The following is a 24,497-nucleotide window of genomic DNA, read 5'->3' on the forward strand; positions in this document are numbered from 1 at the left end:
GCGGAAACGAGAGCGGAGGTCGTCCGCCGCTCTCGTTCCGAAGGGCACTGAGTCCTCGTCCCGAGAGCCTGAGGAGCCCGGCGAAGCCGGGCGTCTCGAAGGATGAGGCCAACGCGCCGTCCATGGTTCGAGACGGCGCTACGCGCCTCCTCGCCATGAGGGCGTGCGAGTGATGATCCGCTCGGGGGCGCCCGTCGTTACTTCGGCGCGCCGTCCTTCTTCAGGACCAACGCCAGCGCGGCGTTGAGCTGGGCGTCTTCGGGCTTGCCGATCAGGTCGGCCTTGATCGGTGCCGAGGTCGCGGACTTGGTCTTGTCGTCGGTCGGCTCGCCGATCTTCGGCGTGGTCGGCGCCGGCGTGGCGTCCGACTTGCTGAGCTTGCCCGGATTGGCGATCGCGCCGTGCAGCGCGCTCTCGCGGATCAGCGGGCCGCCGCTGATCTGCTGATCCTTCGGCGCCTCTTCGATCACGTCCGGCACGATGCCTTCGTCCTGAATCGAGCGGCCGGCCGGCGTGTAGTACAGCGCCGTGGTCAGCCGCACCGCGCCGTGGCCCTTGATCGGGATCACGGTCTGCACCGAACCCTTGCCGAAGCTGGTGGTGCCCATCACGGTGGCGCGCTTGCGGTCTTGCAGGGCGCCGGCGACGATCTCCGACGCTGAGGCCGAGGCGCCGTTGATCAGCACCACGATCGGCACGCCCGGCAGCTTGTCGCCCTTCGACGGTGCCGAGAACACCCGCTGATCATCGGCCTGGCGGCCGCGGATCGACACCACAGTGCCGCCATCGAGCAAATCGCCGGCAACCGAGACCGCGGCGTTGAGCAGCCCGCCCGGGTCGTTGCGCAGGTCAATCACCAAGCCCTTGAGACCATCGTTCTTGGCGTCGCTCTTCAGCTTGGCCAGTGCCGCGGTGAAGCCGTCGGCGGTGTCGCCGCCGAACTGGCTGATTCGGATATAGCCGACGCCGTCCGGCTTCATCTCCGACTTCACCGACGCGACCTTGATGATCTCGCGGGTCAGGGTGACGTCGAACGGCTCGTCCTTGCCGCGCATGATGGTGATGGTGACCTTGGTGCCCGGCACGCCGCGCAGCATGTCGACGACGTTGCGCAGGCTCATGCCCTGGGTGGTGGCGGCGCCGACCTTGATGATCAGGTCACCCGGCTCGAGCTTGGCGCGCGCCGCCGGGGTGCCGTCGATCGGCGACACGATCCGCGGAATCCCGCCCTGGGCGGTGATCTGCATGCCGAGGCCCCCGAACTGGCCCGACATGTCGGTCTGCATGTCCTTAAATTCCTTCTCGTCCATGTAGTCCGAGTGCGGATCGAGCCGGTTCAGCATGCCCTTCAAGGCATCCTTGGTCAGTTCGTCAGAGGGGATCGGATGGACGTAGGCGCGCTGCACCAGCTGGATGACGCCGCCGATCAGGTCGAGGTCGGCCGGGGCGGTCTGCTCGCGCTGCAGGGCGAGCGCGGACACAACAGGAACCGCGACGACGCCGAGGACGGCAAGCGAGCGGACGACGATTTTGCGCATGGGCGAACTCATGTGAAGGGGCGGAAAACGGCCGCCGTGGGGGCGTTGCGGAACCAGAACCGACCGCGGTCGCCATCGGTTCCCGTGAGAGGGGCACCAGCGCCCGGATAGGACGCTTGATCAGATACGTGCGAAGCGGGCGTGATCAAGGCGCCCGACGCGGTTAGGCCGCCGGCTTTTCGGCGGCGTCGCCGTTGGCGAGCAGATGCACCAGCGCCCGCTTGATCGCCGCCTGGCGGGTCGGGGCGGTGATCTGGGCGCCTAACAGATCGGTGACGTAGAACACGTCGCGGGCGCGTTCGCCGAAAGTGGCGACATGCGCCGAGGCGATGTTGAGGTTGAGCTTCGAGATCGCCGTGGTGAGCTGGTACAGCAGGCCGGGGCGGTCGAGGCCGCTGACCTCGATCACGGTGTAGCGGTCAGACCAGTTGTTGTTGATCTCGACCTCGGGCTCGACCACGAAGGCGCGCAGCTTGGCCTTGCTGCCGCTGGTCGCGCGGCGGGCGACTGCTTCGGGCAGCCGCAGCTTGCCTTCCAGCACCTCTTCGATGGTCTCGCCGATACGGGTGGCGCGGCGGCCCTCGTCCTCGTCGCGGTCGTATTCGCGGCTGATCGAGATGGTGTCGAGCGCGCGGCCGTCGGTGGTGGTGTAGATCTGGGCGTCGACGATGTTGGCGCCGGCGCTGGCGCAGGCACCGGCGATCACCGACAGCAGCCACGGATGGTCGACCGCCAGGATCGTCAGCTCGGTGACGGCGCGGGCTTCGTCGAAGCCGACATTGATCGCCAGTTTGTGGCCGGCCTGTTCGGAGGCCCGCAGGAAGCGGGCGTGGCGGATCTTGCGCTGCAGATCGACCTTGAGCCAGTAGGCCGGATAGTGCCTCGCCACATATGCGTTGAGGTCGGCCTCCGGCCATTCGGTGAAGGCGGCGCGGAATTCGGCCTGTGCGGCGCGGATGCGCTCGGCGCGGTTCACTTCCGAGAAGCCGCCGGTCAGCACCGGCTCGGTCTCGTAGTACAAGGTCCGGATCAGCTGCGCCTTCCAACCGTTCCACACCCCAGGACCGACGCCGCGGATGTCGGCGGTGGTCAGGATGGTGAGCATCTTCATCTGCTCGACGGTCTCGACCACCGCGGCGAAGTTCTCGATGGTCTTGCGGTCCGACAGGTCGCGCGACTGCGCCACCGTGGACATCACCAGATGCTGCTCGATCAGCCACGCCACCAGTTCGGTGTCGGCGGCGCTGAAGCCGAACCGCGGGCACAGCCGCCGCGCCACCTTGGCGCCTGCGGTAGAGTGATCCTCGGGCTGGCCCTTGGCGATGTCGTGCAGCAGCACGGCGACGTAAAGTACCGCGCGGTGATCCGGGCGGATCTTGCGCATCAGTTCGGACGACAGCGCGAACTCATCGTTCCCGCCGCGCTCGATCTCCTGCAGATTGCCGACGCAGCGGATCAGATGCTCGTCCACCGTGTAGCTGTGATACATGTTGAACTGCATCATCGACACGATGCGGCCGAAGGCGCGGATGAAACGCCCGAGCACGCCGGTCTCGTTCATCCGCCGCAGCACCGGCTCGGCATTGTCGGAGGTCAGGATCTCGACGAACAGCTGGTTGGCTTCGGGATTGTCGCGGAGCTGCGGGGTGATCAGCGACAGCGACCGCGTCACCGTGCGCATCGCGTCCGGGTGGAAGGCGAGGTTGTTCTTCTGCGCCAGACGAAAGATCCGGATCAGATTGACCGGATCGTGCTTGAACACGTCCGGCACCGCCAGATTGATCCGGTTGTTGTCGATGACGAAGTCGTCGCTCTCCGGCACCCGGCGGCGCTTGGCGGCAGGCCGCAGCCGCGCCATCATCCGGGTCAGCGCCGGCGCCGCCTTGGCCTGCTGGTCTTCCAGCTTGGCGCACAGGATCGCGGTGAGGTTGCCGACTTCCTTGGCGATCAGGAAGTAGTGCTTCATGAAGCGCTCGACGTCCTGCATCCCCGGATGAGAGGTGTATCCGAGCCGCACGCCGATCTCGCGCTGCAAATCGAACGACAGCCGGTCTTCGGCGCGCTTAGTCACGAAGTGAATGTTGCAGCGGACCGACCACAGGAAGTCTTCGCAGCGGCGGAAGGTCCGAAGCTCGGCCGGATCGAACACGCCGCGTTCGGAGAGTTCGCTGGGTTCGCGCACCCGGTAGACGTATTTGGCGATCCAGAACAGCGTGTGCAGGTCGCGCAGGCCGCCCTTGCCATCCTTGACGTTGGGCTCGACCAAATAGCGCGACTGGCCGGAGCGGCGGTGGCGCTCTTCCCGCTCGGCGAGCTTGGCGGCGACGAATTCGGCCGCGGTGCCCTCGACCACGTCCTTGTCGAAACGCTCGACCAGCTCGGCATATAGCGCCTCGTCGCCGGCCAGAAACCGCGTCTCCAGGATGGCGGTGCGGATCGTCATGTCGGCGCGCGCCTGGCGGATGCACTCGTCGACCGAGCGGGTGGCGTGGCCGACCTTCAGGCCGATGTCCCACAGGCAGTACAGGATGACTTCGGCGACCTGCTCGGCCCAGGCGGTCTGCTTGTAGGGCAGGATGAACAGCAGATCGATGTCGCTCTCCGGCGCCATCAGGCCGCGGCCGTAGCCGCCGGTCGCCACCACCGTCATCCGCTCAGAGCTCGACGGCGTCGGGGTGTTGTAGAGGTATTCAGTTGCGGCGTTGAATAGCAGACGGATAATCGCGTCCTGGACGTAGCAGAGCCGCTCGGCGCAGCGCCGGCCGTGGCGGTCGCGCAGCAATTGCGCCTCGGCTTCGGTGCGGGCTTTGGCCAGCTCGGCCTTCATCAGCATCGCCAGCGCGGCGCGGAACATGCCGTCGTTGCCGGCGTGCTTCTCGGCGAGCGTGGCGATCTCGGCGGCGACCCGGGCGCTGTCGAAGCGCTCGTCGGCGGCGGGGCGGGCAGGTGAAACGACTTTGTCCATGGCTATTTCCGGATATCGGACGGCAACGCTGCTGTCACGGAATTCCGCCCGAGGGTAACTGCGGAGGCGAGCTCGGCCCAGCCAGCATAGGCGCCCGCAACGGATTGTGACGATGGGATTTTCGTCAGTTTTCGCGAATTCTCCTTCTCATCGTCGCGAGCTTGTGAGAGAGGGGAACGCCGCTCCCGCGCCGGCGGGGGTACAACCTGCCGAAAGCGCACGATGTCCAGCAAAGTCTCCCCGCTCGCCCCCACCGATGTCCCCGCCATGCCGATGATCGCGGGCGTGCGCCTCGCGACTGCCGCGGCCGGCATCCGCTACAAGGGCCGCACCGACGTGCTGCTGGTCGAGATGGAGAAGGGCACCACGGTCGCCGGCGTGTTCACCACCTCGAAATGCGCCTCCGCGCCGGTCGAATGGTGCCGCGATAAGCTGAAGGGCGGCGGCGCCCGGGCGCTGGTGGTCAATTCCGGCAATGCCAATGCCTTCACCGGCAAGACCGGTAAAAAGGCGACCGCGCTGACCGCGCAGCTCGCCGCCAAGGCGATCGGCTGCAAGCCGGCGGAGGTGTTCCTGGCCTCGACTGGCGTGATCGGTGAGCCGCTCGACGCCACCAAGTTCGACGGTGTGCTCGACGCGATGGCGCTCGACGCCGGCCCCGACGGCTGGATGGACGCCGCCAAGGCGATCATGACCACCGACACCTTCCCGAAGGTGGCGACCGCCACCGTCAAGCTCGGCAAGGCCAAGGTGACGATCAACGGCATGGCCAAAGGCGCCGGCATGATCGCGCCCGACATGGCGACGATGCTGTCGTTCATCTTCACCGATGCGCCGCTGTCGGCGTCCTGCCTGCAGGCGCTGCTCAAGGCCGGCGTCACGGATACCTTCAACGCGGTGACGATCGACGGTGACACCTCGACCTCCGATACGCTGCTCGCGTTCGCGACCGGTGCGGCCGCCGAGAACGGCGCGCCGAAGATTTCGCGCGCCTCGGACCCGCGGCTGAAGGCGTTCGTCAAGGCGTTCAACGCCGTACTGGCCGACCTCGCCGAGCAGGTGGCACGCGACGGTGAGGGCGCCCGCAAGCTGGTCGAGATCATCGTCGAAGGCGCCAAGACCAAGGTCTCGGCCCGCAAGATCGCGCTGTCGATCGCCAATTCGCCGCTGGTGAAGACCGCGATCGCCGGCGAAGACGCCAATTGGGGCCGGGTGGTGATGGCAGTCGGCAAGGCCGGTGAGCCGGCCGATCGCGATAAGCTGTCGATCTCGTTCAACGGCATCCGCGTGGCGAAAGCCGGCGCGCGTGATCCGTCCTACAACGAGAAGGAAGTCTCGGCCGAGATGAAGAAGCCGGTCATTCAGATCAAGGTCGCCCTCGGCCTCGGCAAAGGCCGCGACCGCGTCCTGACCTGCGACCTCACCAAGGAATACGTCGCGATCAACGGCGACTATCGGTCGTGAACCGGGCGGTCGCTGCAGGCGTCGTCGTCTCGGCGGCGGTGCTGATCGGCGCACCTTGCGCGCAGGCCGAGACAGCGTATTTGCGCCGTACCGTGCCGAGCGATACCGAAACCATGATCGGCATCGGGGCTCGCTTCGACAAAGCCTGCCGGAGCGTTGGGCTGTTCGAGGTCCTGCTTGAAGAGCCACCGCAGCACGGGTCGGTGTGCGTGCTTGCGGGGGCGGTTCGGCCGACGCGACTGTTCGCCGGCTCGGGCACGAAGTGCCTGGGGCAGCCAATGCCCGGAGTTCAGATCATGTACCGATCGGATCCAGGCTACGCCGGTCGCGATACGCTGCGCTATACGTTAAAATCTCCGCGGATCAGCAAGCCGCATCAATTCACGATCGAAGTCCGAGCGACCTCCAAGAGCGAAGGTGGTCGACGATTGGATGTTGAGCAACCGCGCCAGTCGCCGGGGCCGATGCCCGCCTGCGTGGCGCTGACATCGTAGGCCGCCCATGAACCTCCTCCTCGTCGTCGCCGTCGCGCTGATCGATGCCGATAATCGCGTGCTGATCGCGCAGCGGCCGAAGCACAAGCAGCTCGGCGGTCTGTGGGAGTTTCCCGGCGGCAAGCTCGATCCCGGCGAGCGGCCGGAGGCGGCGCTGATCCGCGAGCTCGACGAGGAGCTTGGCATCACCGTGAAGGAAGCCTGTCTGGCGCCGCTGACCTTCGCCAGCCACGCCTACGAGGACTTTCACCTGCTGATGCCGCTGTATGTCTGCCGGCGCTGGGAAGGCCTGGCTATGCCGCGCGAGGGCCAGGAGCTCGCCTGGGTTCGGGCCAATAAACTGCGCGACTACCCGATGCCGCCAGCGGACCTGCCGCTGATCCCGCCGCTTATCGAATTGCTGATGTAAGGCGCCGGCTCTCGTCATTGCCAGCGAAGCGAAGCAATCCAGCTCAGTGCACGGAGCTGGATTGCTTCGTCGCGGCGCTCCTCGCAATGACGGTGGAACTACTTCGGCTGACTGCCCTTCACCGCCTCTTCCAAACTCACCTTCGCCGAGCCCGGTTTCAGCGGCTGCTGCTGGCTTTCGTGGGGGGACCAGCCGGAGAGCCAGACAATCTCGAAGGTGGCGCGGATGCGGCCGTCGGGGTCGCTGAAGCGGTCGGCGTAGATCTGGGCCATCCGTCCCAGCGTGGCGCGGCGCAGCGGCGTTCGGCGGCGCTCGATCAGCACGTTGGTGGCACCCATCCGCCGCAGATCCTGCATCAACGCGAACGCATGGTCGTAGCGCACCACGACGCGGTCGACGTCGGTCACCGGCAGCGCGAAGCCGGCGCGTTGTAATAGTGCGCCGAGATCGCGCAGGTCGGCGGCCGGCGCGACGCGCGGCGACACGCCGCCTTCGATCTCGGCCTCGGCGGCCGAGAAGGCCTCGCGCAGTTCGGTCAGCGTATCGCCGCCGGTCAGCGCCGCGAGCAGCAGGCCGTCCGGCTTGAGCGCGCGGCGGAGCTGCGCCAGCACCCCGGGCAGGTCGTTGGCGAATTGCAGCGCCAGCGCCGAGACCACCAAATCGAGCGATCCCGCAGCGAACGGAAGGGCTTCGGTGCCGGACGGATCGACCGCCAGATGCGCGAGCTTGGGAAATCGCTGCAGCTTCAGCCCGCCGGGTGTCCAGAGATCGGTGACGTTGGTGAAGTTGCGCAGCACGGCGTGCAGCCGCTCGTCCATCTCGTCGGCGACGCGGTCGAGCAGGAAGGGCACCGGGCCGAGCGTGGCGGCACGCTGCAGCCGCGCCGCGAGCAGCCGGCGATCGAACAGGATCGGCGTGGAATCAGACATCGCAGGTCAAATCGTTCGCGCTACGATCAGTTCAGCTTGGAGGCCGCGGCCGGGCTCTGCTGCGAGGCCTCGAACATCTTCAGCACCGCATCCAGCGCGTTGCGCAAATGCTGCGCGCCGGCCTGGCTGCAGCGCAGCCGAGCGGTGGTGACGAACTTCACCTCGACCGTCCCGTCTGCGAGCGGGTTCAGGGTGCGTGCCGCGAGCTCGACCTCGACGCCATTGGCGATCACCCCGTGCGCCGGAGCGATGTCGAAATACACATGCGGCGCGGTCGGAATATCCAGATAGGTGACGTCGGCAGGCTTGTCGGTGGGCTCGGACACGGCGATCTCCCGGAGAAGGACTGGCGGTGTTGTGCGCTTTTTTCCAGCCCGGCACTACAAGGTTCTGCCGCTTGACGGTTGCGTGGGTGGCGTTAGCCTCGCGTCATGCGTGTGGGCGCGATCAATCGGGCTGGCGTGCGGGGGCTGGGCGGCTTTGCAGCCGCTGCCAGCAGTTTGCGGCGGATCTGGACCCGTGCGGCGCAGGCGGCGCTCGATCTGGCGCTGCCGACGCTGTGCGTCGCTTGCCGCGAGCCGGTCGCAGGCGAGGGCGTGTGTGCGCAGTGCTGGTCGCAGCTGTCCTTCATCGCCCCGCCGTATTGCGAAAAGCTCGGCATCCCGTTCGTCTATGATCCCGGCCCCGGCATGCTGTCGATGCAGGCGATCGCCGCTCCGCCGGCCTATAGTCGTGCCCGCGCCGCCGTGCGCTACGACGAGGTCGCCAAGGCGCTGGTCCATGGCTTGAAGTTCCATGACCGCACCGATCTGGCGCCGACCATGGGACGATGGATGGCGCGTGCCGGGCAGCCGCTTCTGGCCGACGCCGATCTGCTGGTGCCGGTGCCGCTGCATTGGCGCCGCGGCTTCTCGCGTCGCTACAATCAGTCCGGCGCGCTGGCGCAGGTGATCGGCCGGCAGGCCAAGCTGCCGGTCGCGGTTGAGGCACTGCAACGGGTCCGGCCGACCGCGCACCAGATCGGGCTGTCGCGCAGCGAGCGCGCCGCCAATGTGCAGGGCGCCTTCGAGGTTCCGAAACACCGCAAGGCCGAGATCCAGGGGCGGCGGATCGTGCTGGTCGACGACGTGCTCACCTCGGGGGCAACGGTCGATGCCTGCGCCCGTGCGCTGCTCCGGGCGAGGGCGGCCTCGGTCGACGTGCTGGTCTTCGCGCGGGTTGTCGATACGCTGAAATCCCCCATATAATCCGCTCCTTGCGCCCATCCTCGGCAACCCAACGGAGCCTGAATGCCCGCAGCGATCGAGATCTTCACCCGCCCCGGCTGCGGCTATTGCAGCGCCGCCAAGTCGCTCCTCAACCGCAAGAAGGCGGCCTTCACCGAGTACGACGTCGCGGTCGATCCGGGCTTCCGGGTGAAGATGGACGAGCGCGCCGGCCCCGGCGCCACCTATCCGCAGATCTTCATCGGCGACCTCCACGTCGGCGGCTGCGATGACCTCTATGCGCTCGACCGTGAGGGCAAGCTCGACGCGCTGCTCGCCGGCGAGAAGGCGGCGTCATGACCGACGCGGTGCCGTTCAATGCCGCCCTGGTGCAGATGCGCAGCGGCCTCACCCCCGAGCCCAATCTCGAGCAGGGCATCCGGCTGATCCGCGAGGCGGTAAAGGCCGGTGCCGACTACGTGCTCACCCCCGAGGTGAGCAACATGATGCAGCTCAACCGCGAAGCGCTGTTCGCCCAGCTTGCCGAGCAGGACGACGATCTGTCGCTGAAGGCGTATCGCGACTTGGCGCGTGAACTGAACATCCATCTGCACATCGGCTCGCTGGCGCTGCGCGCCTCGCCGGAGCGCGCGGTCAACCGCTCGTTTCTGATCGGCCCCGACGGTACGATCCTGGCGAGCTACGACAAGATCCACATGTTCGACATCGATCTCGGCAATGGCGAGAGCTACCGGGAGTCGGCGAACTACCAGCCCGGCGAGACCGCGGTGATCTCGGACCTGCCGTGGGGCCGGATCGGCCTGACGATCTGCTACGACGTGCGTTTCCCGGCGCTGTACCGCGCGCTGGCCGAATCCGGCGCATCGTTCCTGGCGGTGCCGGCGGCGTTCACCAAGCCGACCGGTGAGGCGCATTGGCACGTGCTGCTGCGCGCCCGCGCCATCGAGAACGGCTGCTTCGTATTCGCCGCGGCGCAAGGCGGTTTGCACGAGAACAAGCGCGAGACGTTCGGCCACTCGCTGATCATCGATCCGTGGGGCAAGGTGCTGGCCGAAGGCGGCATCGAGCCCGGCTTCATCATGGCGCGGATCGATCCGGCCGAAGTGACCAAAGCGCGCGGCAAGATTCCGTCGCTGCAGCACGGCCGGCGTTTCACCGTCGCCGATGCGAACGCCGGCCCGGGCCACCTCCATCTGGTCCGGCAGTCATGATCCGCTACAGCCTGCGCTGCGACAAAGGCCACGTGTTCGAGAGCTGGTTTCAGAGCTCGTCGGCCTATGAGTCCCAGGTTCGGCGCAAGCTGGTGAGCTGCCCGCAATGCGATTCGGTGAAAGTCGAAAAGGCGATCATGGCGCCGCAGATCGTCGGCAAGAAAGGCCGCGGCCGCGCGCCCGAGCCGGCGGCCGCCGAATCCGCCGCGAGCAACCTTCCGGCCGAGACGACTTCTGCTGATGCGCCGACGCCGCTGTTGATGGCGCAGGAGCGCGAGCTCCGCGCCAAGCTGAAGGAGTTGCGCGACCACATCGTCAAGACTGCCGACAATGTCGGCGAGCGCTTCCCCGAGCAGGCGCGCGCGATGCATTACGGTGATATCGAACATCGCCCGATCTACGGCGAAGCTTCGCCGGCCGAGGCCAAGGCGCTGATCGACGAAGGCATCGAGGTGGCGCCGCTGCCGGTGCTGCCGGACGACCGGAATTGACGTCTTGGCTTTAGCGAGCCGAATTCTCTCTTTTGTCATTCTGGCTCGCGCTTCGCGCGCTCCGGAACGACGAACGAGAGATTTGGACGCCAAGTAGTTCGCTGGAGACCCCGTTGTGAACCCCGACACCCTGCTCTCCTGGCAATTCTGGGCGGTGCTGTCGGCGGTGTTTGCGGCGCTGACGGCGATCTTTGCCAAGGTCGGCGTGGCCGACATCAACTCGGATCTCGCCACTTTCATCCGTACCGTGGTGGTGCTGGTGGCGCTCGGCGGGCTGCTGGCGGCGACTGGCAAGCTGGTCGCGGACGGGCCGATCAGCGCCAAGACCTGGACGTTCCTGATCCTGTCAGGGCTGTGCACCGGCGCGTCATGGCTGTGCTACTTCCGGGCGCTCAAGTTCGGCCCGGCCAGCCTGGTGGCGCCGATCGACAAGCTCAGCGTGGTGCTGGTGGTGCTGTTCGGCGTGCTGTTTCTCGGGGAGCGGCCGTCCGGAACCGAGTGGATTGGGATCGCGCTGATCGCCGCTGGCGCCGTGATCATCGCGCTGAAGTAATCACACCGCGACCAGCAGCCCGACGCCGAGTACGATCAGGATGATGCCGAGAATCTCCCGTAGCGCCACCGGCTGCTTGAACGAGTAGTAGGCCACAGCTTGCGCGAACAGCACCTCGATCAGCGCCAGGGTGCGGACATTGGCGGCGGCGGTGAGCGCAAATGCCAGGAACCAGAACTGCGAGGCCGCGGCGCCGACGAAGCCGGCCAGCATCGACGGCCGCCACAGCCGCAGGATGTCGCGCAGCACCTGCGGCGCCCGCGCCAGCAGGTAGATGGTCAGTACCAGCGTCTGCACCCCGAGGCCGAACACCAGGGTGAAGGTCGCGGCGGTGACGAAGGTCACGTCCGGCACCACGATGATCGCGCCGCGAAACCCGACCGCCGACAGCGCAAAGGCTGCGGCGGCGCTTAGCCCGAGCAAGGTCGGCCGCAGGCTGACGAGGCCGCGGGCCGCACCGGGCCGCAGCGCCGTAACCACGACGCCGACCGTCGCGATCAGGATCGCCACCACCTTCCACAGGTTCAGATGATCGCCGAGGAACACGAAGCCGAAGATCGCGGTCTGGATCGCTTCAGTCTTCAGATACGCGGTGGTGACCACGAACGAGCGTTCGTTCATCGCCGCAAGCATCATCCCGGTGGCGGCGATCTGCGACAGCGCGCCGAGCAGCAGCCATGGCCAGAAATCGAGGCCGGGCCACGGTATCGCGTCGCCGGTCGCCCAGATCACGCCGGCAAAGAACAGCAGCGAAAACGGGAAGCCGAACAGGAAACGGATATTGGTGGCGCCCCAGGTGCCGAGCGGCCCGGTCAGCGAGCGCTGCATCGCGTTGCGCGCGACCTGGCCGAGCGCAGCGACGAGCGTGAAGGGGATCCAGAGCGAAGCGACGGTGAACATGGCGATGGCGGCAGGAGGGACGCTGCAGCCTCGGCGATCCGGTCCGCAGCGGTCAACCGGACCCGGATCATGCCTGCATTGCGAGGACTTTCGCGCGCCGGAGGGGGAAGCGCGCGATCGTCCAGAACTACGGCGCCGCTTCGGCCACCATCATGTAGTTCACGTCCATGTCGGGCGACAGCTTCCAGCGGTCGGCGAGCGGATTGAACACCAGGCCGGACTGTTCGGTCACGGTGAGCTTCAGCCGGTTGAGGTGCTGCTCGAGTTCGGCGGGGGTAACGAATTTGTCCCACTGATGGGTGCCGCGCGGCAGCCAGCGCATCACATATTCGGCGCCGACGATGGCGAGCGCGAAGCTCTTCCAGTTCCGGTTGAGCGTCGCCACCACCATGATGCCGGTCGGCTTCATCAGCGCGGCGCAGCGCGACAGGAACGCGCCGACGTCGGTGACGTGCTCGATCACTTCCATCGCCAGCACGATGTCGAACCGTTCACGCGGGTCGATTTCCTCGACCATGACGTTGCGGTAGTCGATCGCCAGATGCGACTTGTCGGCGTGCAGCTTGGCGGCCGCGATATTGGTTGCGGAGGGGTCGATTCCGATCACCTGGGCGCCCAGCCGGGTGAACGGCTCGCACAACAGGCCGGCGCCGCAGCCGATGTCCAGCATCCGCAGGCCTTCGAGGCAGCTCAGGCTCTTGGCATTGCGCTCGAATTTCCGGCAGGCGGCATCGCGGATGAAGCTGATCCGCAGCGGGTTGATCCGGTGCAGCGGCGCCATCCGCCCCGTGGGGTCCCACCACTCGGCCGACAGTTTGGAGAATTTCGCGATCTCGGCCGGATCGACGGTCGAGGCCGGCTGGCCGGGGGACTCGGGTTGCAGTGCCATGGGGTGCGCGATGCTCCTCAATGTCCGTACCTGTCGCCCGGCACGCGGCCGGAGCGGGTTGCGCCTGTTCCGCGGCCGCAATGCCCTTGCTTGCCCGAAACCGCGACGCTGTGTATACGCGCCACGCGGCTCCCGCCTGGCGGATTCCGCGCCATCAATACTCGTTGTCTCCAAGGATTGCACTATTCGTCATGGGCCGGCTGGTGATGAAATTCGGCGGCACGTCCGTCGCCAATATCGAGCGCATCCAGAACGTCGCGCGCCATGTCAAACGCGAGGTCGACGCTGGCCATGAGGTCGCCGTGGTGGTGTCGGCGATGTCCGGCAAGACCAACGAGCTGGTGGCCTGGTGCACCGAAGCCTCGCCGCTGCACGACGCGCGTGAATACGACGCGGTGGTGGCGTCCGGTGAGCAGGTGACGTCGGGGCTTCTTGCAATTGCCCTGCAGTCGCTCGGCATTCAGGCGCGGTCTTGGCAGGGCTGGCAGATCCCGATCTTGACCAGCGACGCCCACGCTTCGGCGCGGATCGTCGGGATCGACGGCAGCGAAATCATCAAGCGCTTTTCCGAGCGCAAGGAAGTGGCGGTGATCGCCGGTTTCCAGGGCATCCATGCCGAAACCGGCCGGATCACCACGCTCGGCCGCGGCGGATCCGACACCTCGGCGGTGGCGATCGCGGCGGCGCTGAAGGCGGACCGCTGCGATATCTACACCGACGTCGACGGCGTCTACACCACCGACCCGCGGGTGGTGCCGAAGGCACGCCGGCTCGACAAGGTGTCGTTCGAAGAGATGCTGGAATTGGCCTCGCTCGGCGCCAAGGTGCTGCAGGTTCGCTCGGTCGAGCTCGGCATGGTCCACAACATGCCGATCTTCGTCCGCTCCAGTTTCGACAAGCCCGAAGATATCGATCCGCACGGCACGCCGCCGGGCACGCTGATCAGCAGCGAGGAGAATTCCATGGAGAACCACGTCGTCACCGGCATCGCCTTTTCCAAGGACGAGGCGCAGATCTCTGTGCGCCGGATCGAGGACAAGCCGGGCGTGGCGGCGTCGATCTTCGGTCCCCTGGCCGACGCCAATATCAACGTCGACATGATCGTCCAGAACGTCTCCGAGGACGGCAAGACCACCGATCTGACCTTCACGGTGCCGGCCGCCGACTTCGCCCGTGCCAAGCAGACCATCACCTCGGCGCAGGACAAGATCGGTTACGCCCGCTTCGACAGCGAGACCGACGTCGCCAAGGTGTCGGTGATCGGCTCGGGCATGCGCAGCCATGCCGGCGTCGCGGCCCAGGCGTTCGCTGCGCTCGCGGCCCGCAACATCAACATCCGCGCCATCACCACCTCCGAGATCAAGTTCTCGGTGCTGATCGATGCGGCCTACACCGAACTGGCGGTGCGGACGCTGCATACGCTCTATGGTCTGGATCAAGTTTAGAACAATTTTTCGGTGATTTGAGAGAGCCGGCGGGCCCGATGTTGCGTCCGCTGGCAGGCGTTTTGCTTGGCAAATCAAGCGTCAATTCGCTATACGGCCTGAGCGGCGCGGCGCGCTGACAGGTCGGCTGGCAAAGCCGGTTTTGTTGCGTTGCGAAGGTTCGGCGGCGGTGTCCGCAACCGAACCAGCTGCGGGTTCGTGTTCGAGTTCGGACACGCGCTGTGGACACACGCGCGGGGCCGGACGAACGCCGGACGAGGATTGTTTTTGGAGCTTTTCTGCTGGCGCGGCGTCGCGCTGGCTGGCAAGGCTCGCAGAGGAGATTGCGGCACATGCGGAGCACGTCGGGTGGCCCCCGCGTCTTGCTGAGACGGCTCCGCGAAACCATGGCGGAGCAAGTCTCCGCGCAGGAACGCCTCGACAAGATCGTGGTGCTGATCGCGGCCAACATGGTCGCCGAAGTGTGCTCGGTCTATGTGCTGCGGATCGACAACACCCTCGAGCTGTATGCCACCGAAGGTCTGAACCGCGAGGCGGTGCACCAGACCGTGCTGAACGCCCACGAAGGTCTGGTCGGTCTCGTCGCCTCCGAAGCGACCCCGCTGAACCTGTCGGATGCGCAGAGCCATCCGGCGTTCTCGTTCCGCCCGGAAACCGGCGAAGAAATTTACCACTCGTTCCTCGGCGTGCCGATCCTGCGCGCGGGCAACACCCTCGGCGTGCTGGTGGTGCAGAACCGCGCCAAGCGCACCTATGTCGAGGAAGAGGTCGAGGCGCTGCAGACCACCGCGATGGTGCTGGCCGAGATGATCGCCTCCGGCGAATTGTCGGCGCTGGCCCAGCCCGGTGCGGAGCCTGCGGCGCGGCACTCGATCCACAAGACCGGCGCGGTGCTGTCGGACGGCATCGCGCTCGGCCATGTGGTGCTGCACGAACCGCGCGTCGTCATCACCAATTACATCGCCGAAGACCTGCCGAAGGAAATCAAGCGGCTCGACGCGGCGCTCGCCAAGCTGCGCTCCGACCTCGACCGGATGCTGGAGCGGGGCGACTTCGCCGAGGGCGGCGAGCACCGCGACGTGCTCGAAGCCTACCGGATGTTCGCCAACGATCATGGCTGGTCGCACAAGCTGCACGAGGCGGTCGCCACCGGCCTCACCGCCGAAGCAGCCGTCGAACGCGTGCAGTCGGACACCCGGGCGCGGATGCTGCGCTCGACCGATCCTTACTTGCGTGACCGGCTGCATGATCTGGAAGACCTCGGCCACCGCCTGATGCGCCAGCTCGTTGGGCAGGACCATGCGCCGTCGCGCGAGCAATTGCCCGACAACGCCATCCTGATCGCGCGCTCGATGGGGCCTGCGGCGCTGCTCGATTACGACCGCAAGCGGCTGCGCGGCCTGGTGCTCGAAGAAGGCACCGCCAACTCGCACGTCTCGATCGTGGCGCGCGCCCTCGGCATCGCGGCGATCGGCGAGGTGCCGAACGCGCCGGGTATCGCCGATCCGGGTGACGCGATCATCGTCGATGCCACCTCGGGCTCGATCTATGTCCGCCCGTCGGCCGAAATCGAAGCCGCTTATGCGGAGCGGGTGCGTTTCCGCGCCCGAAGGCAGGCGCAATACTCGGCGCTGCGCGATCTGCCCTGCGCCACCAAGGACGGCCAGCCGATCGACCTGATGATCAACGCGGGCCTGACCATCGACCTGCCGCACATCGAAGACACCGGCTCGTCGGGCATCGGCCTGTTCCGCACCGAGCTGCAGTTCATGGTCGGCCAGAGCCTGCCACGCTCGTCCGATCAGCTCGCGCTGTATCGCGCCGTGCTCGACGCCGCCGGCACCAAGCCGGTGACCTTCCGCACCCTCGACATCGGCGGCGACAAAGCGCTGCCCTACATGGAGACGGTGGTCGAGGAAAATCCCGCGCTGGGCTGGCGCGCGATCCGGCTCGGACTCGACAGGCCCGGCCTGCTGCGCAGCCAGATCCGGGCGATGCTGCGCGCCGCCGCCGGTCGTTACCTGCGGGTGATGTTTCCGATGATCTCGGAGGTGGCCGAGTTCGATGCCGCCAAGAGTATCATCGAGCGTGAACTGACTTATCTCCGCCAGCACGGCCACACTTTGCCGGAGCGCGTCGACGTTGGCACCATGCTGGAAGTGCCGGCGCTGTTGTATCAGCTCGACGAGCTGTTCAAGCGCGCGGACTTCGTTTCGGTCGGCTCCAACGACCTGTTCCAGTTCTTGTTCGCGGTCGATCGCGGCAACTCGAAAGTGTCGGAGCGGTTCGACACGCTGTCGGCGCCGATCCTGCGCGCGCTGCGCGACATCGTCCGCAAGGCCCGGGCGGCGAAGCGGTCGCTGTCGCTGTGCGGCGAGATGGCCTCGCAGCCGCTGGCAGCGCTGGCGCTGATCGCGATCGGCTACCGCTCGCTGTCGGTCTCGGCGCTGGCGCACGGCCCGGTGAAGGCGATGATCCTCGGCCTCGACCTCGCCAAGGCCGAGGCGATGATCGGACCGCTGCTCGACGCGCCGGCCGGCAGCGTCTCGATTCGCGACAAGCTGATCGAATTCGCCGAAGCGCATCAGCTCGCCTTGTAGCGCGGCGGCTGCCTGCCGCCGCTTGTCGTTTTTCGCGTTCACCAGAGATCATTCATGTCGACACTGCCCGAAGCCAAGCTCGACGTTCTCCTCGCGCATCACGCCGCGCTCGAAGCGCAGCTGATGGCCCAGGTCGGCGCCGAGGACTACGTCCGCATCACCCGCGAATTGTCGGAGCTCAATCCGCTGGTCGAGGCCGTGAAGAGTTATCGCCAGGTCCGCGACGAACTCGGTGAAATGGACGAGCTGCTCGAAGATCCGGCCACCGAGCCGGAGATGCGAGCGATGGCCGAGGCCGAGCGCGATGCGCTCGACGCTCACCGCGACGAATTGATTCAGCAGATCCGCATCGCGTTGTTGCCGAAGGACGCGATGGACGAGCGCAACGTGATGCTGGAAATCCGCGCCGGCACCGGCGGCGACGAGGCCTCATTGTTCGCCGGCGACCTGTTCCGGATGTACGAGAAGTTCGCCGCACTGCAGGGCTGGAGCGTCGAAGTAATTTCGGCGAGCGAAGGCACTGTCGGCGGTTTCAAGGAAATCATCGCCGAAGTGAAGGGCCGCGGCGCGTTCGCCAAGCTGAAGTTCGAATCCGGGGTGCACCGTGTCCAGCGCGTGCCCGACACCGAAACCCAGGGGCGCATCCACACCTCGGCCGCGACCGTCGCGGTGCTGCCCGAGGTCGAGGACGTCGACGTCGATATCAAGCAGGAAGACCTGCGGATCGAGACGATGCGGGCGCAGGGCGCCGGCGGTCAGCACGTCAACAAGACCGAGTCGGCGATCCGCATCACCCATCTGCCGACCGGCATCGTGGTGATGATGCAGGACAGCCGCTCCCAGCATAAGAACCGCGCTTCGGCGATGAACATCCTGCGCTCGCGGATCTACGATGCCGAGCGGCAGCGGGTCGATGCGGCGCGCTCGGCCGAGCGCAAAGAGAAGGTCGGCTCCGGCGACCGCTCCGAACGGATCCGCACCTACAACTTCCCGCAAGGGCGCGTTACCGACCACCGCATCAATCTGACGCTATACAAGCTGCCGCAAGTGATGGCCGGCGAAGGCTTGGGCGAGCTGATCGACGCGCTGACCACCGAGTATCAGGCGGCGCAGCTCGCCGAGCAGGGCAACGCGGCGTGAGCGACGCTCCGATGATCGCGTCCGCGCGTCGTCGTCTCGCCAGGCAATTCCAGGATGCGGCGATCGAGTCGGCCGCACTCGACGCCCGGCTGCTGGTCGGCGAGGTCACCGGGCTCGATCTCACCGGACTTCTGGTTCAGGCCGAGCGTGTTCTGACCGCCGAGGAGACCGAACGGCTGCAGTCGCTTGCGGCGCGGCGGCTCGGCGGCGAGCCGGTGGCGCGGATCCTCGGCATGCGGGAGTTCTGGGGGCTGCCGTTCGAACTCTCCGCCGACACGCTGGTGCCCCGCCCCGATACTGAGACAATCGTGGAGGCCGCGCTTGCGATCCTGCAGGAGCGAGACTTACCTGCGCCGCGGATACTCGACATCGGGACTGGGAGCGGCGCGATCCTGCTCGCGCTACTACACGAGCGGCCGGATGCCATCGGCGTTGCCACCGATATCAGCCTCGGCGCTCTAAGCACCGCACGACGGAATGCGCAGCGTCTTGGACTTGCTGATCGCGCCGGCTTCCTCGCCTGCGACTACGCCGCGGCGCTGGAGGGGCGGTTCGACCTAATCGTCTCCAACCCGCCCTATATTCCAGCTAACGAGATTGCGGGGCTTGATCACGAGGTGCGGGAGCATGATCCGCGCCGGGCGCTCGACGGCGGAGCCGACGGGCTTGATGCCTACCGGAAAATCATCCCCGAATCGGTCCGCCTGTTGCAACCACGAGGCGCCTTGGTGGTTGAAATCGGACAAGGTCAGGAACGCGATGTAAGCGCCCTGATGCAGGCCTCGGGGTTAACCGTCTCTGACCCCTTCCGGCCTGATTTGTCAGGGATTTTCCGGGCGGTGACCGGACGGCTGGCGGGCCCCTGATATCGGAACAAATTGCAAAAAACCGCTTGGAATATCGACCGAGAGCGACTACGTTCCGCTCCAGATATCGGTCAGAGCGGCTGGCCCCGCGGTGCGGTGTGGGGCATGTTCTTCTCTACGAGAGCCCCTGACCGAAAGGGTTCCATACTGCGGTTTCGATCAAGCGCGATAGGCTGGGGCAGCCGCGCAGCTTTCGACCGCGAAGCGAACGAAAGCCTAAACGATTCACGCTTGAAGAACTCACGCGCGAGAAGCTGAGCCTCGTTGCACAGGCTCATTGATTTGGTCCGGCTGGCGCAGCACGACCGCCCGCCGGAGTTGGGGAACGCGTCTTTGTTGAACGCGACTTACGGCACTAAGCGACCAGAGACTGAAGGGCTGTTCGGAGAGGCGTAGTGCGACCTGCGTCAGGCGCAGCCATGCCTTGCAAAAAGAGGTTCGGTAAGAAGGTAGGACATGAGAAACGGGCAGAACAATAAGCGGCTGCGTAACCGGAATAACGGCGGCAATAATAACAATCGGCGCGGCCAAAACCCGATGACCCGGGTGTTTGAATCGAACGGCCCCGATATCAAGATCCGTGGTACCGCTTCGCACATCGCCGAGAAATACGTTCAGCTCGCCCGCGATGCCCGCTCTTCGGGTGACCCGGTGGCGGCAGAGAACTATTACCAGCACGCCGAGCACTACTTTCGTCTGATCGCGGCAGCCCAGGAGCAATTCCGGCAGAATCAGCCGCAGCCGCGAATCGACAACGACACGCTGGACAACGACGACGACAGCGAGGGCGATTTCTCCAATTTCGGCGCCGAGCCGGGCCTCGTCCCTGTACAGCAGCCCCAGCCGTACCAGCAGCGCGAGCAACCGCAGCCCTATCAGCCGCGTGAACAGCCGCAGCCGCGCGAGCATCGCCCGCAGCCGCAGTTCGTGCCGCGCGAGCAGCCGCAGCCGGCGGCCGAGGGCGTCGATCGCCTGCCGTCTTTCATCACCGGTCCGCAGCCGCAGCTCGGCCCCAACGCATTCGAGAGCAACGGGGGCGGTGAGCGCTTCCCGCCGCGTCGTCGGCGCCGTCCGCGTGGCGAGCCAGCCGCCGCACAGGCCGTCGCCCCGGCTCCGTCGGGTGAGGATGCCGGCGCCGGCGATTAATCGCTGCGTTTCATTCGATCGATCTCAGGATCAGATAAGGCCGCGCCGGTTGGTGCGGCCTTTTTCGTTTCAGCGCATGTCGTTTCAGCGCAGCAGCGGCGGCGCGTCCGGCTCGTCGCCCTGCAGCGGCGTCGGTGACGGCACCAGCGACGGCTCCAGCGACGGAATCAGCCGGATGCGCTCGCGCTTGACCGGCTGCGCCCGCACCACCTGTTTGGTGGCTTCGACCACATGCACGCCGGCGAAGGGCAGCGAGGTCGATGCGCCGATCCGCTCCCACGCTGGGGCCGATCGCAACAGCCAGCCGTGCCCCAGCGGCGGCACGAACAGCGCTTCGCTCCAGGCGGTGGGGGTGAACCAGGTTCGTCGTAAGAGATCGGCGATCTGCGAGCGCGAATAGGGACGGCCGTGGCCGAACGGGGTGTTGTCGAGGCGTGCCCAGACGCCGCGGCGATTCGGGACGATTGCCAACAGCCGTCCGGCCGGCGCCATCACCCGCCATACCTCGCGCAGCAGCCGCTCGGGGTCGTCCGACATCTCCAGCGCATGCACCAGCAGGATACGGTCGACCGCCGCATCCGGCAGCGGCAGCGCGTGCTCGTCGACCAGCGATGACAGCGTCGATCGCGCGGTCGGCCATTTCAACACGCCCTGAGCCGCCGGCATGAAGGCGATGCAGCGCTCGCATCTGTCTCGGAACAGACCAAGATAGGGCGTCGGATAGCCGAGGCCGAGCACGCGATCGCCACGCGCATCCGGCCAGCGCGACTGGATGCCGCGGTTGATCAGCCGCCGTGCGACGATGCCGAGACGGCTGCTGTAGAACTCCCGCAGATCCACGACGTCCATGGTCATGCCCACCATTTACCACGGCGTCGTACCGTCCGGCAAAGCCACACCCTGCTTGGTTTACGAGGCTGTGACCGCTTCATTTCGTCCCGGTTTGCCCCCATGTTAGGATTCGACACTGCGTGACGCCGGCGACAGAAACGGCGCCGGGCACGCTCCTGCCGCCTTCAAGTTCCGGAGATCTCATGCCCGCCGACATCCGTATCGTTCCGTGTCTCACCGACAATTTCGGCTATCTGGTCCACGATCCGGCCACCGGAGCGACCGCATCCATCGACGCGCCGGAAGCTGCCCCCCTGATCGCTGCGCTCGACAAAGAAGGCTGGAAGCTGACCGACATTCTGGTCACCCATCATCACGGCGATCACGTCGGCGGCATTGCCGAGCTGAAGAAGAAGTATCAGTGCCGCGTCTATGCGCCGCACGACGCCAACGCCAAGATCGCTGACGTCGACGTCCGCCTGCGGGAAGGCGATTTCGTCCGCATCGGCGATCTCACTGCGCGCGTGCTGGAAACCCCCGGCCACACCCTCGATCACATTTCTTATGTGTTCGATCATGACCGCGCGCTGTTCGCGGCCGACACGCTGTTCTCGATCGGCTGCGGCCGGGTGTTCGAAGGCACCTATCCGATGATGTGGGAGTCGCTGCTGAAGCTGCGGGCGCTGCCGGACGACTTCAAGCTGTATTGCGGGCACGAATACACCGCCTCCAACGTCAAATTTGCACTCGGCATCGAGCCCGACAATGCGGCGCTGCAGGCCCGTGCCAAGCAGGTCGAAGCACTGCGAGCCGAAGGCAAGCCGACAATTCCGGTGACGCTCGGCGAGGAGAAGCAAGCCAACGTGTTCCTGCGGGCCGATGTGCCGTCGGTTGCAGCCGCAGTGGGCCTGCCCGGCGCGCCCGCCGCCGACGTGTTCGGCGAGATCCGCGAGCGCAAGAACAACGGGTGAGCGCGGTGACTCTCAGCGCCCCCGAGGTGATCGCGCGGCTCGGTCTGCAGCCGCATCCGGAAGGCGGCCATTATCGCGAAACATTTCGCGATCCGCGCTGCGACCCGAGCGGCCGCAGCTACTCGACCGCGATCCACTTCCTGCTGCGTGCAGGCGAGCGTTCGCACTGGCACCGGATCGACGCGGTCGAAGTCTGGCACTACTACGCGGGCGCGGCCCTGATGCTGGAGGTCGCCGATGACGACGGCCGTCGCGCCACCACGCTCGGCCCCGATCTCGGCGCCGGGCATCTGCCGCAAGTCATCGTGCCGTCGCGCGCTTGGCAGGCGGCAACGTCGACCGGTGAATGGACGCTGGTCGGCTGCACCGTGGCGCCGGGTTTCGACTTCGCTGGCTTCGAACTGGCGTCGCCCGGTTGGGAGCCGGGGCGATGAAGTCCATCGCGAGGGTAGGCTGAACGACAGGCTCGCGCGCCGCGCGCAACCCACCGCAATAACGGCCGAACAGAATGATGGGTTAAGGCGCAGGCCGCCCAACCCATCATTCGAGCATGAATGACTTACAGCGCGCCGACCGGCGATTTTGCCAGCAGTTCGTCGACCTCCGCGCGGCTCGGGCACGCGAAGGCGCCCCCCGGACGGGTGCATTTCAATGCCGCGGCCGCGGAGGCAAATCGCAGTGCGTGAGCGATGTCCTGGCCTTCGCCGAACGCCACGGTGAAGCCGCCGTGGAAAATGTCGCCGGCGCCGAGCGTATCGACCGAATGCACCGGGAACGCCGGCGTCTCGCGAAACTCGTGTTTGTCGTCGAGCCACAGTGTGCCCTTCGGGCCCCGGGTCACTGCCACGAACGCATGAGTCAGCGTCGCCAGCTTCTTCAGTGCTTCGGCATCGTCGTCGATGCCCGCGGTGCCGTGCAGCGCTTCCGCCGAGCAGATCAGATGCGAGGCGGCGGTCAGCAGTCCGTCGTTCATCGACATCGCGTTGTCGACGTCGACGACCACCGGAATGCCGCGCCGGGTAGCCTCCGCGCACAGCGGCGTGACGAAGCTGGAGCAGCGGCTTTCGGTGAGGATCGCGTCGCAATCCTTCAGCAGCGTGTCGGCGTCGGGCAGCGCGACCTTCCATAGGCCGGGGTCACGGAACGTCACGATGGTCCGCTCGCCGGTCGGATCGACCAGCACCGCCGAGATCGGCGTTACCAGCCCCGGCATATGAATGAGACCGCTGGAGCCGATGCCTTCCTCGGCCAGCTTGTCGAAGATGAAGCGGGCCGCGGCTTCGTCCGCGTGGCCCATCGGGCCGCACATTTCCGCCCGGCCGCCGAGTCGCCCGATCCCGATCGCGGCATTGAGCGCATTGCCGCCGCAGATCTCGCCGAACGAACTGGCCGGCACCTTGTTGCCACGGCCGGGCACCGCCTCGATTCGGAACGTGAGGTCACGCACCGGAATGCCGATGCACAGCACGCGCGGCGCGCGTTTGGCAGTCTCGCTCATGATTGTCCCTCCAGCCAGCGGCCGAGCAGATGGTGCGCGATCGCGAACGGGTGCGGCCCGAACAGTCCGTCCGGATGTTCGCGCTTCAGCATCTGCGCCGCCTCGTCACGGGAAAACCACCGCGCGTCTTCAAGTTCCGTCCGATCGACGGTGATGTCGTCGGTGGTGGCGGTCGCCGTGCAGGCGATCATCAGCGACGACGGATACGGCCACGGCTGCGTCATGTAGTAACGCACGTCGGTGCACAGGATGCCGGACTCCTCGACGATCTCGCGGCGCACCGCGTCTTCGATGGTCTCGGCTGCCTCGACGAAGCCGGCGAGGCACGAATACATCCCGGCCGGGAATTGCTTCTGCCGGCCAAGCAGGCAGCGGTCGCCATGCGTCACCAGCATGATCACCACCGGATCGGTGCGCGGAAAGTGTTCGGCCTTGCAGGACGGACAGTCGCGCTTCCAGCCGCCCTGCGCCATCGCAGTACGAGTGCCGCAATTGGCGCAATAGCCGTGGCGCTGATGCCAGTTCACCAGCGACTTCGCCATCGCGATCGCCGAGAGCTGTTCGACCGGCAACACGCCCTGCATCGCAAGGCCGCGCAGCTCGACGAGGCCGGCGTCGGGCCGACCGGCGAGCTTGTCCGCAGCCGGGGCGCCGATCCCCATGCCGAACACGGCAGCGCCGTTGCGCAAGCCGAGGAAGATCGTGCCGGGATTGGCGCCGAGTGCCAGCGCCTCTTTGATCGTCAGCTCGGCCCGTGGGCCATCGGGTTCGTGCTTCACCAACAGCGAATCGCGATGCACCACGAAGGCGCGGGTGTCGCCACGTTCCTCCATCGCCATCAGCTTGGTGTCGTTGCCGCGCAGATGCGCGGCGCGGTCGAGGACGTGGGTGACGAAAGCGGGCTGGCCGAGCGGGAAGGGCGTGCTCATCG

The 24,497-nt window shown here is 66.5% G+C and carries 24 protein-coding genes; 15 read left to right on the forward strand and 9 right to left on the reverse strand.

Going from position 1 to position 24,497, the window contains the following annotated elements; genetic code table 11:
- Window positions 1–197 precede the first annotated feature (197 nt).
- Window positions 198–1,538, reverse strand: coding sequence for a S41 family peptidase (locus RPPS3_RS03070; protein WP_107342791.1), 1,341 nt, complete (start codon window positions 1,536–1,538; stop codon window positions 198–200).
- Window positions 1,539–1,701: 163 nt separating this feature from the next.
- Window positions 1,702–4,503 (reverse strand): [protein-PII] uridylyltransferase, encoded by a 2,802-nt coding sequence (locus tag RPPS3_RS03075; protein ID WP_107342792.1) that lies wholly within the window; start codon window positions 4,501–4,503, stop codon window positions 1,702–1,704.
- Window positions 4,504–4,725: 222 nt separating this feature from the next.
- Between RPPS3_RS03075 and argJ the strand changes: the two genes are divergently transcribed.
- The 3 genes from argJ to RPPS3_RS03090 are packed head-to-tail and all read left to right on the forward strand — an operon-like array spanning window position 4,726 to window position 6,870.
- Window positions 4,726–5,967 carry a bifunctional glutamate N-acetyltransferase/amino-acid acetyltransferase ArgJ gene (argJ, locus tag RPPS3_RS03080; protein WP_107342793.1) on the forward strand — a complete coding sequence of 414 codons (1,242 nt, stop codon included), beginning with the start codon at window positions 4,726–4,728 and terminating at the stop codon, window positions 5,965–5,967.
- The gene (locus tag RPPS3_RS03085) at window positions 5,964–6,461 is read left to right on the forward strand and encodes a hypothetical protein (protein WP_107342794.1); all 498 of its coding nucleotides are present in this window, start codon (window positions 5,964–5,966) and stop codon (window positions 6,459–6,461) included. The genes argJ and RPPS3_RS03085 overlap by 4 nt, the downstream gene beginning before the upstream one ends.
- A 7-nt stretch (window positions 6,462–6,468) precedes the next feature.
- Window positions 6,469–6,870, forward strand: a complete 402-nt coding sequence (locus RPPS3_RS03090; RefSeq protein ID WP_011156162.1) for a (deoxy)nucleoside triphosphate pyrophosphohydrolase — start codon at window positions 6,469–6,471, stop codon at window positions 6,868–6,870.
- A gap of 98 nt (window positions 6,871–6,968) precedes the next feature.
- On the opposite strand, the gene RPPS3_RS03095 is transcribed toward RPPS3_RS03090, so the two are convergent.
- Both RPPS3_RS03095 and RPPS3_RS03100 read right to left on the reverse strand, forming a co-directional pair.
- A complete protein-coding gene (locus RPPS3_RS03095; RefSeq protein ID WP_107342795.1) occupies window positions 6,969–7,799 on the reverse strand; it encodes a methyltransferase domain-containing protein in 831 nt (276 codons plus the stop codon).
- 26 nt (window positions 7,800–7,825) lie between these two features.
- The gene (locus tag RPPS3_RS03100) at window positions 7,826–8,125 is read right to left on the reverse strand and encodes a hypothetical protein (RefSeq protein WP_107342796.1); all 300 of its coding nucleotides are present in this window, start codon (window positions 8,123–8,125) and stop codon (window positions 7,826–7,828) included.
- A 105-nt stretch (window positions 8,126–8,230) separates the two neighbouring features.
- On the opposite strand from RPPS3_RS03100, the gene RPPS3_RS03105 reads away from it, so the two are divergent.
- From RPPS3_RS03105 to RPPS3_RS03125, 5 genes are all read left to right on the forward strand, one after another.
- Window positions 8,231–9,046, forward strand: a complete 816-nt coding sequence (locus tag RPPS3_RS03105; protein ID WP_107342797.1) for a ComF family protein — start codon at window positions 8,231–8,233, stop codon at window positions 9,044–9,046.
- A 42-nt stretch (window positions 9,047–9,088) separates the two neighbouring features.
- The gene (grxC, locus tag RPPS3_RS03110) at window positions 9,089–9,364 is read left to right on the forward strand and encodes a glutaredoxin 3 (RefSeq protein ID WP_107342798.1); all 276 of its coding nucleotides are present in this window, start codon (window positions 9,089–9,091) and stop codon (window positions 9,362–9,364) included.
- Window positions 9,361–10,236 carry a carbon-nitrogen hydrolase family protein gene (locus tag RPPS3_RS03115; protein WP_107342799.1) on the forward strand — a complete coding sequence of 292 codons (876 nt, stop codon included), beginning with the start codon at window positions 9,361–9,363 and terminating at the stop codon, window positions 10,234–10,236. Before grxC ends, RPPS3_RS03115 begins: the two co-directional genes overlap by 4 nt.
- A complete protein-coding gene (locus RPPS3_RS03120; RefSeq protein ID WP_107342800.1) occupies window positions 10,233–10,727 on the forward strand; it encodes a DUF1178 family protein in 495 nt (164 codons plus the stop codon). The genes RPPS3_RS03115 and RPPS3_RS03120 overlap by 4 nt, the downstream gene beginning before the upstream one ends.
- 115 nt (window positions 10,728–10,842) lie before the next feature.
- Entirely contained in the window at window positions 10,843–11,280 is a 438-nt protein-coding gene (locus RPPS3_RS03125) for an EamA family transporter (RefSeq protein ID WP_107342801.1), read from the forward strand.
- On the opposite strand, the gene RPPS3_RS03130 is transcribed toward RPPS3_RS03125, so the two are convergent.
- On the reverse strand, window positions 11,281–12,180 hold the full coding sequence (locus RPPS3_RS03130) for an EamA family transporter (RefSeq protein WP_107342802.1): 900 nt from the start codon (window positions 12,178–12,180) through the stop codon (window positions 11,281–11,283).
- Window positions 12,181–12,307: 127 nt separating this feature from the next.
- Window positions 12,308–13,069, reverse strand: a complete 762-nt coding sequence (gene ubiG / locus RPPS3_RS03135) for a bifunctional 2-polyprenyl-6-hydroxyphenol methylase/3-demethylubiquinol 3-O-methyltransferase UbiG (protein ID WP_104511875.1) — start codon at window positions 13,067–13,069, stop codon at window positions 12,308–12,310.
- A gap of 191 nt (window positions 13,070–13,260) precedes the next feature.
- Here ubiG and RPPS3_RS03140 point away from each other — a divergent pair, with 191 nt between their 5' ends.
- From RPPS3_RS03140 to RPPS3_RS03160, 5 genes are all read left to right on the forward strand, one after another.
- On the forward strand, window positions 13,261–14,514 hold the full coding sequence (locus tag RPPS3_RS03140) for an aspartate kinase (RefSeq protein ID WP_107342803.1): 1,254 nt from the start codon (window positions 13,261–13,263) through the stop codon (window positions 14,512–14,514).
- 332 nt (window positions 14,515–14,846) lie between these two features.
- Window positions 14,847–17,114, forward strand: a complete 2,268-nt coding sequence (gene ptsP / locus RPPS3_RS03145) for a phosphoenolpyruvate--protein phosphotransferase (RefSeq protein WP_107342804.1) — start codon at window positions 14,847–14,849, stop codon at window positions 17,112–17,114.
- 54 nt (window positions 17,115–17,168) lie between these two features.
- Window positions 17,169–18,254 carry a peptide chain release factor 1 gene (gene prfA, locus RPPS3_RS03150; RefSeq protein ID WP_107342805.1) on the forward strand — a complete coding sequence of 362 codons (1,086 nt, stop codon included), beginning with the start codon at window positions 17,169–17,171 and terminating at the stop codon, window positions 18,252–18,254.
- 11 nt (window positions 18,255–18,265) lie between these two features.
- A complete protein-coding gene (gene prmC / locus RPPS3_RS03155) occupies window positions 18,266–19,120 on the forward strand; it encodes a peptide chain release factor N(5)-glutamine methyltransferase (RefSeq protein WP_434006768.1) in 855 nt (284 codons plus the stop codon).
- 456 nt (window positions 19,121–19,576) lie between these two features.
- Window positions 19,577–20,266, forward strand: coding sequence for a DUF4167 domain-containing protein (locus RPPS3_RS03160; protein WP_107342807.1), 690 nt, complete (start codon window positions 19,577–19,579; stop codon window positions 20,264–20,266).
- An 84-nt stretch (window positions 20,267–20,350) separates the two neighbouring features.
- On the opposite strand, the gene RPPS3_RS03165 is transcribed toward RPPS3_RS03160, so the two are convergent.
- On the reverse strand, window positions 20,351–21,121 hold the full coding sequence (locus RPPS3_RS03165) for a class I SAM-dependent methyltransferase (RefSeq protein ID WP_107346406.1): 771 nt from the start codon (window positions 21,119–21,121) through the stop codon (window positions 20,351–20,353).
- Between the two features lie 179 nt (window positions 21,122–21,300).
- Between RPPS3_RS03165 and gloB the strand changes: the two genes are divergently transcribed.
- Both gloB and RPPS3_RS03175 read left to right on the forward strand, forming a co-directional pair.
- A complete protein-coding gene (gene gloB, locus RPPS3_RS03170) occupies window positions 21,301–22,068 on the forward strand; it encodes a hydroxyacylglutathione hydrolase (RefSeq protein WP_107342808.1) in 768 nt (255 codons plus the stop codon).
- Entirely contained in the window at window positions 22,065–22,502 is a 438-nt protein-coding gene (locus tag RPPS3_RS03175; RefSeq protein WP_107342809.1) for a cupin domain-containing protein, read from the forward strand. Before gloB ends, RPPS3_RS03175 begins: the two co-directional genes overlap by 4 nt.
- A gap of 125 nt (window positions 22,503–22,627) precedes the next feature.
- Here RPPS3_RS03175 and RPPS3_RS03180 read toward each other — a convergent pair whose 3' ends face one another.
- Both RPPS3_RS03180 and nudC read right to left on the reverse strand, forming a co-directional pair.
- Window positions 22,628–23,566, reverse strand: coding sequence for a sugar kinase (locus RPPS3_RS03180; protein ID WP_107342810.1), 939 nt, complete (start codon window positions 23,564–23,566; stop codon window positions 22,628–22,630).
- Complete coding sequence (nudC, locus tag RPPS3_RS03185; RefSeq protein ID WP_107342811.1) at window positions 23,563–24,495, reverse strand: NAD(+) diphosphatase; 933 nt, start codon at window positions 24,493–24,495, stop codon at window positions 23,563–23,565. Before nudC ends, RPPS3_RS03180 begins: the two co-directional genes overlap by 4 nt.
- Window positions 24,496–24,497: the final 2 nt, after the last annotated feature.

It is taken from the genome of Rhodopseudomonas palustris (assembly GCF_003031265.1).
Lineage (GTDB): Bacteria > Pseudomonadota > Alphaproteobacteria > Rhizobiales > Xanthobacteraceae > Rhodopseudomonas > Rhodopseudomonas palustris_H.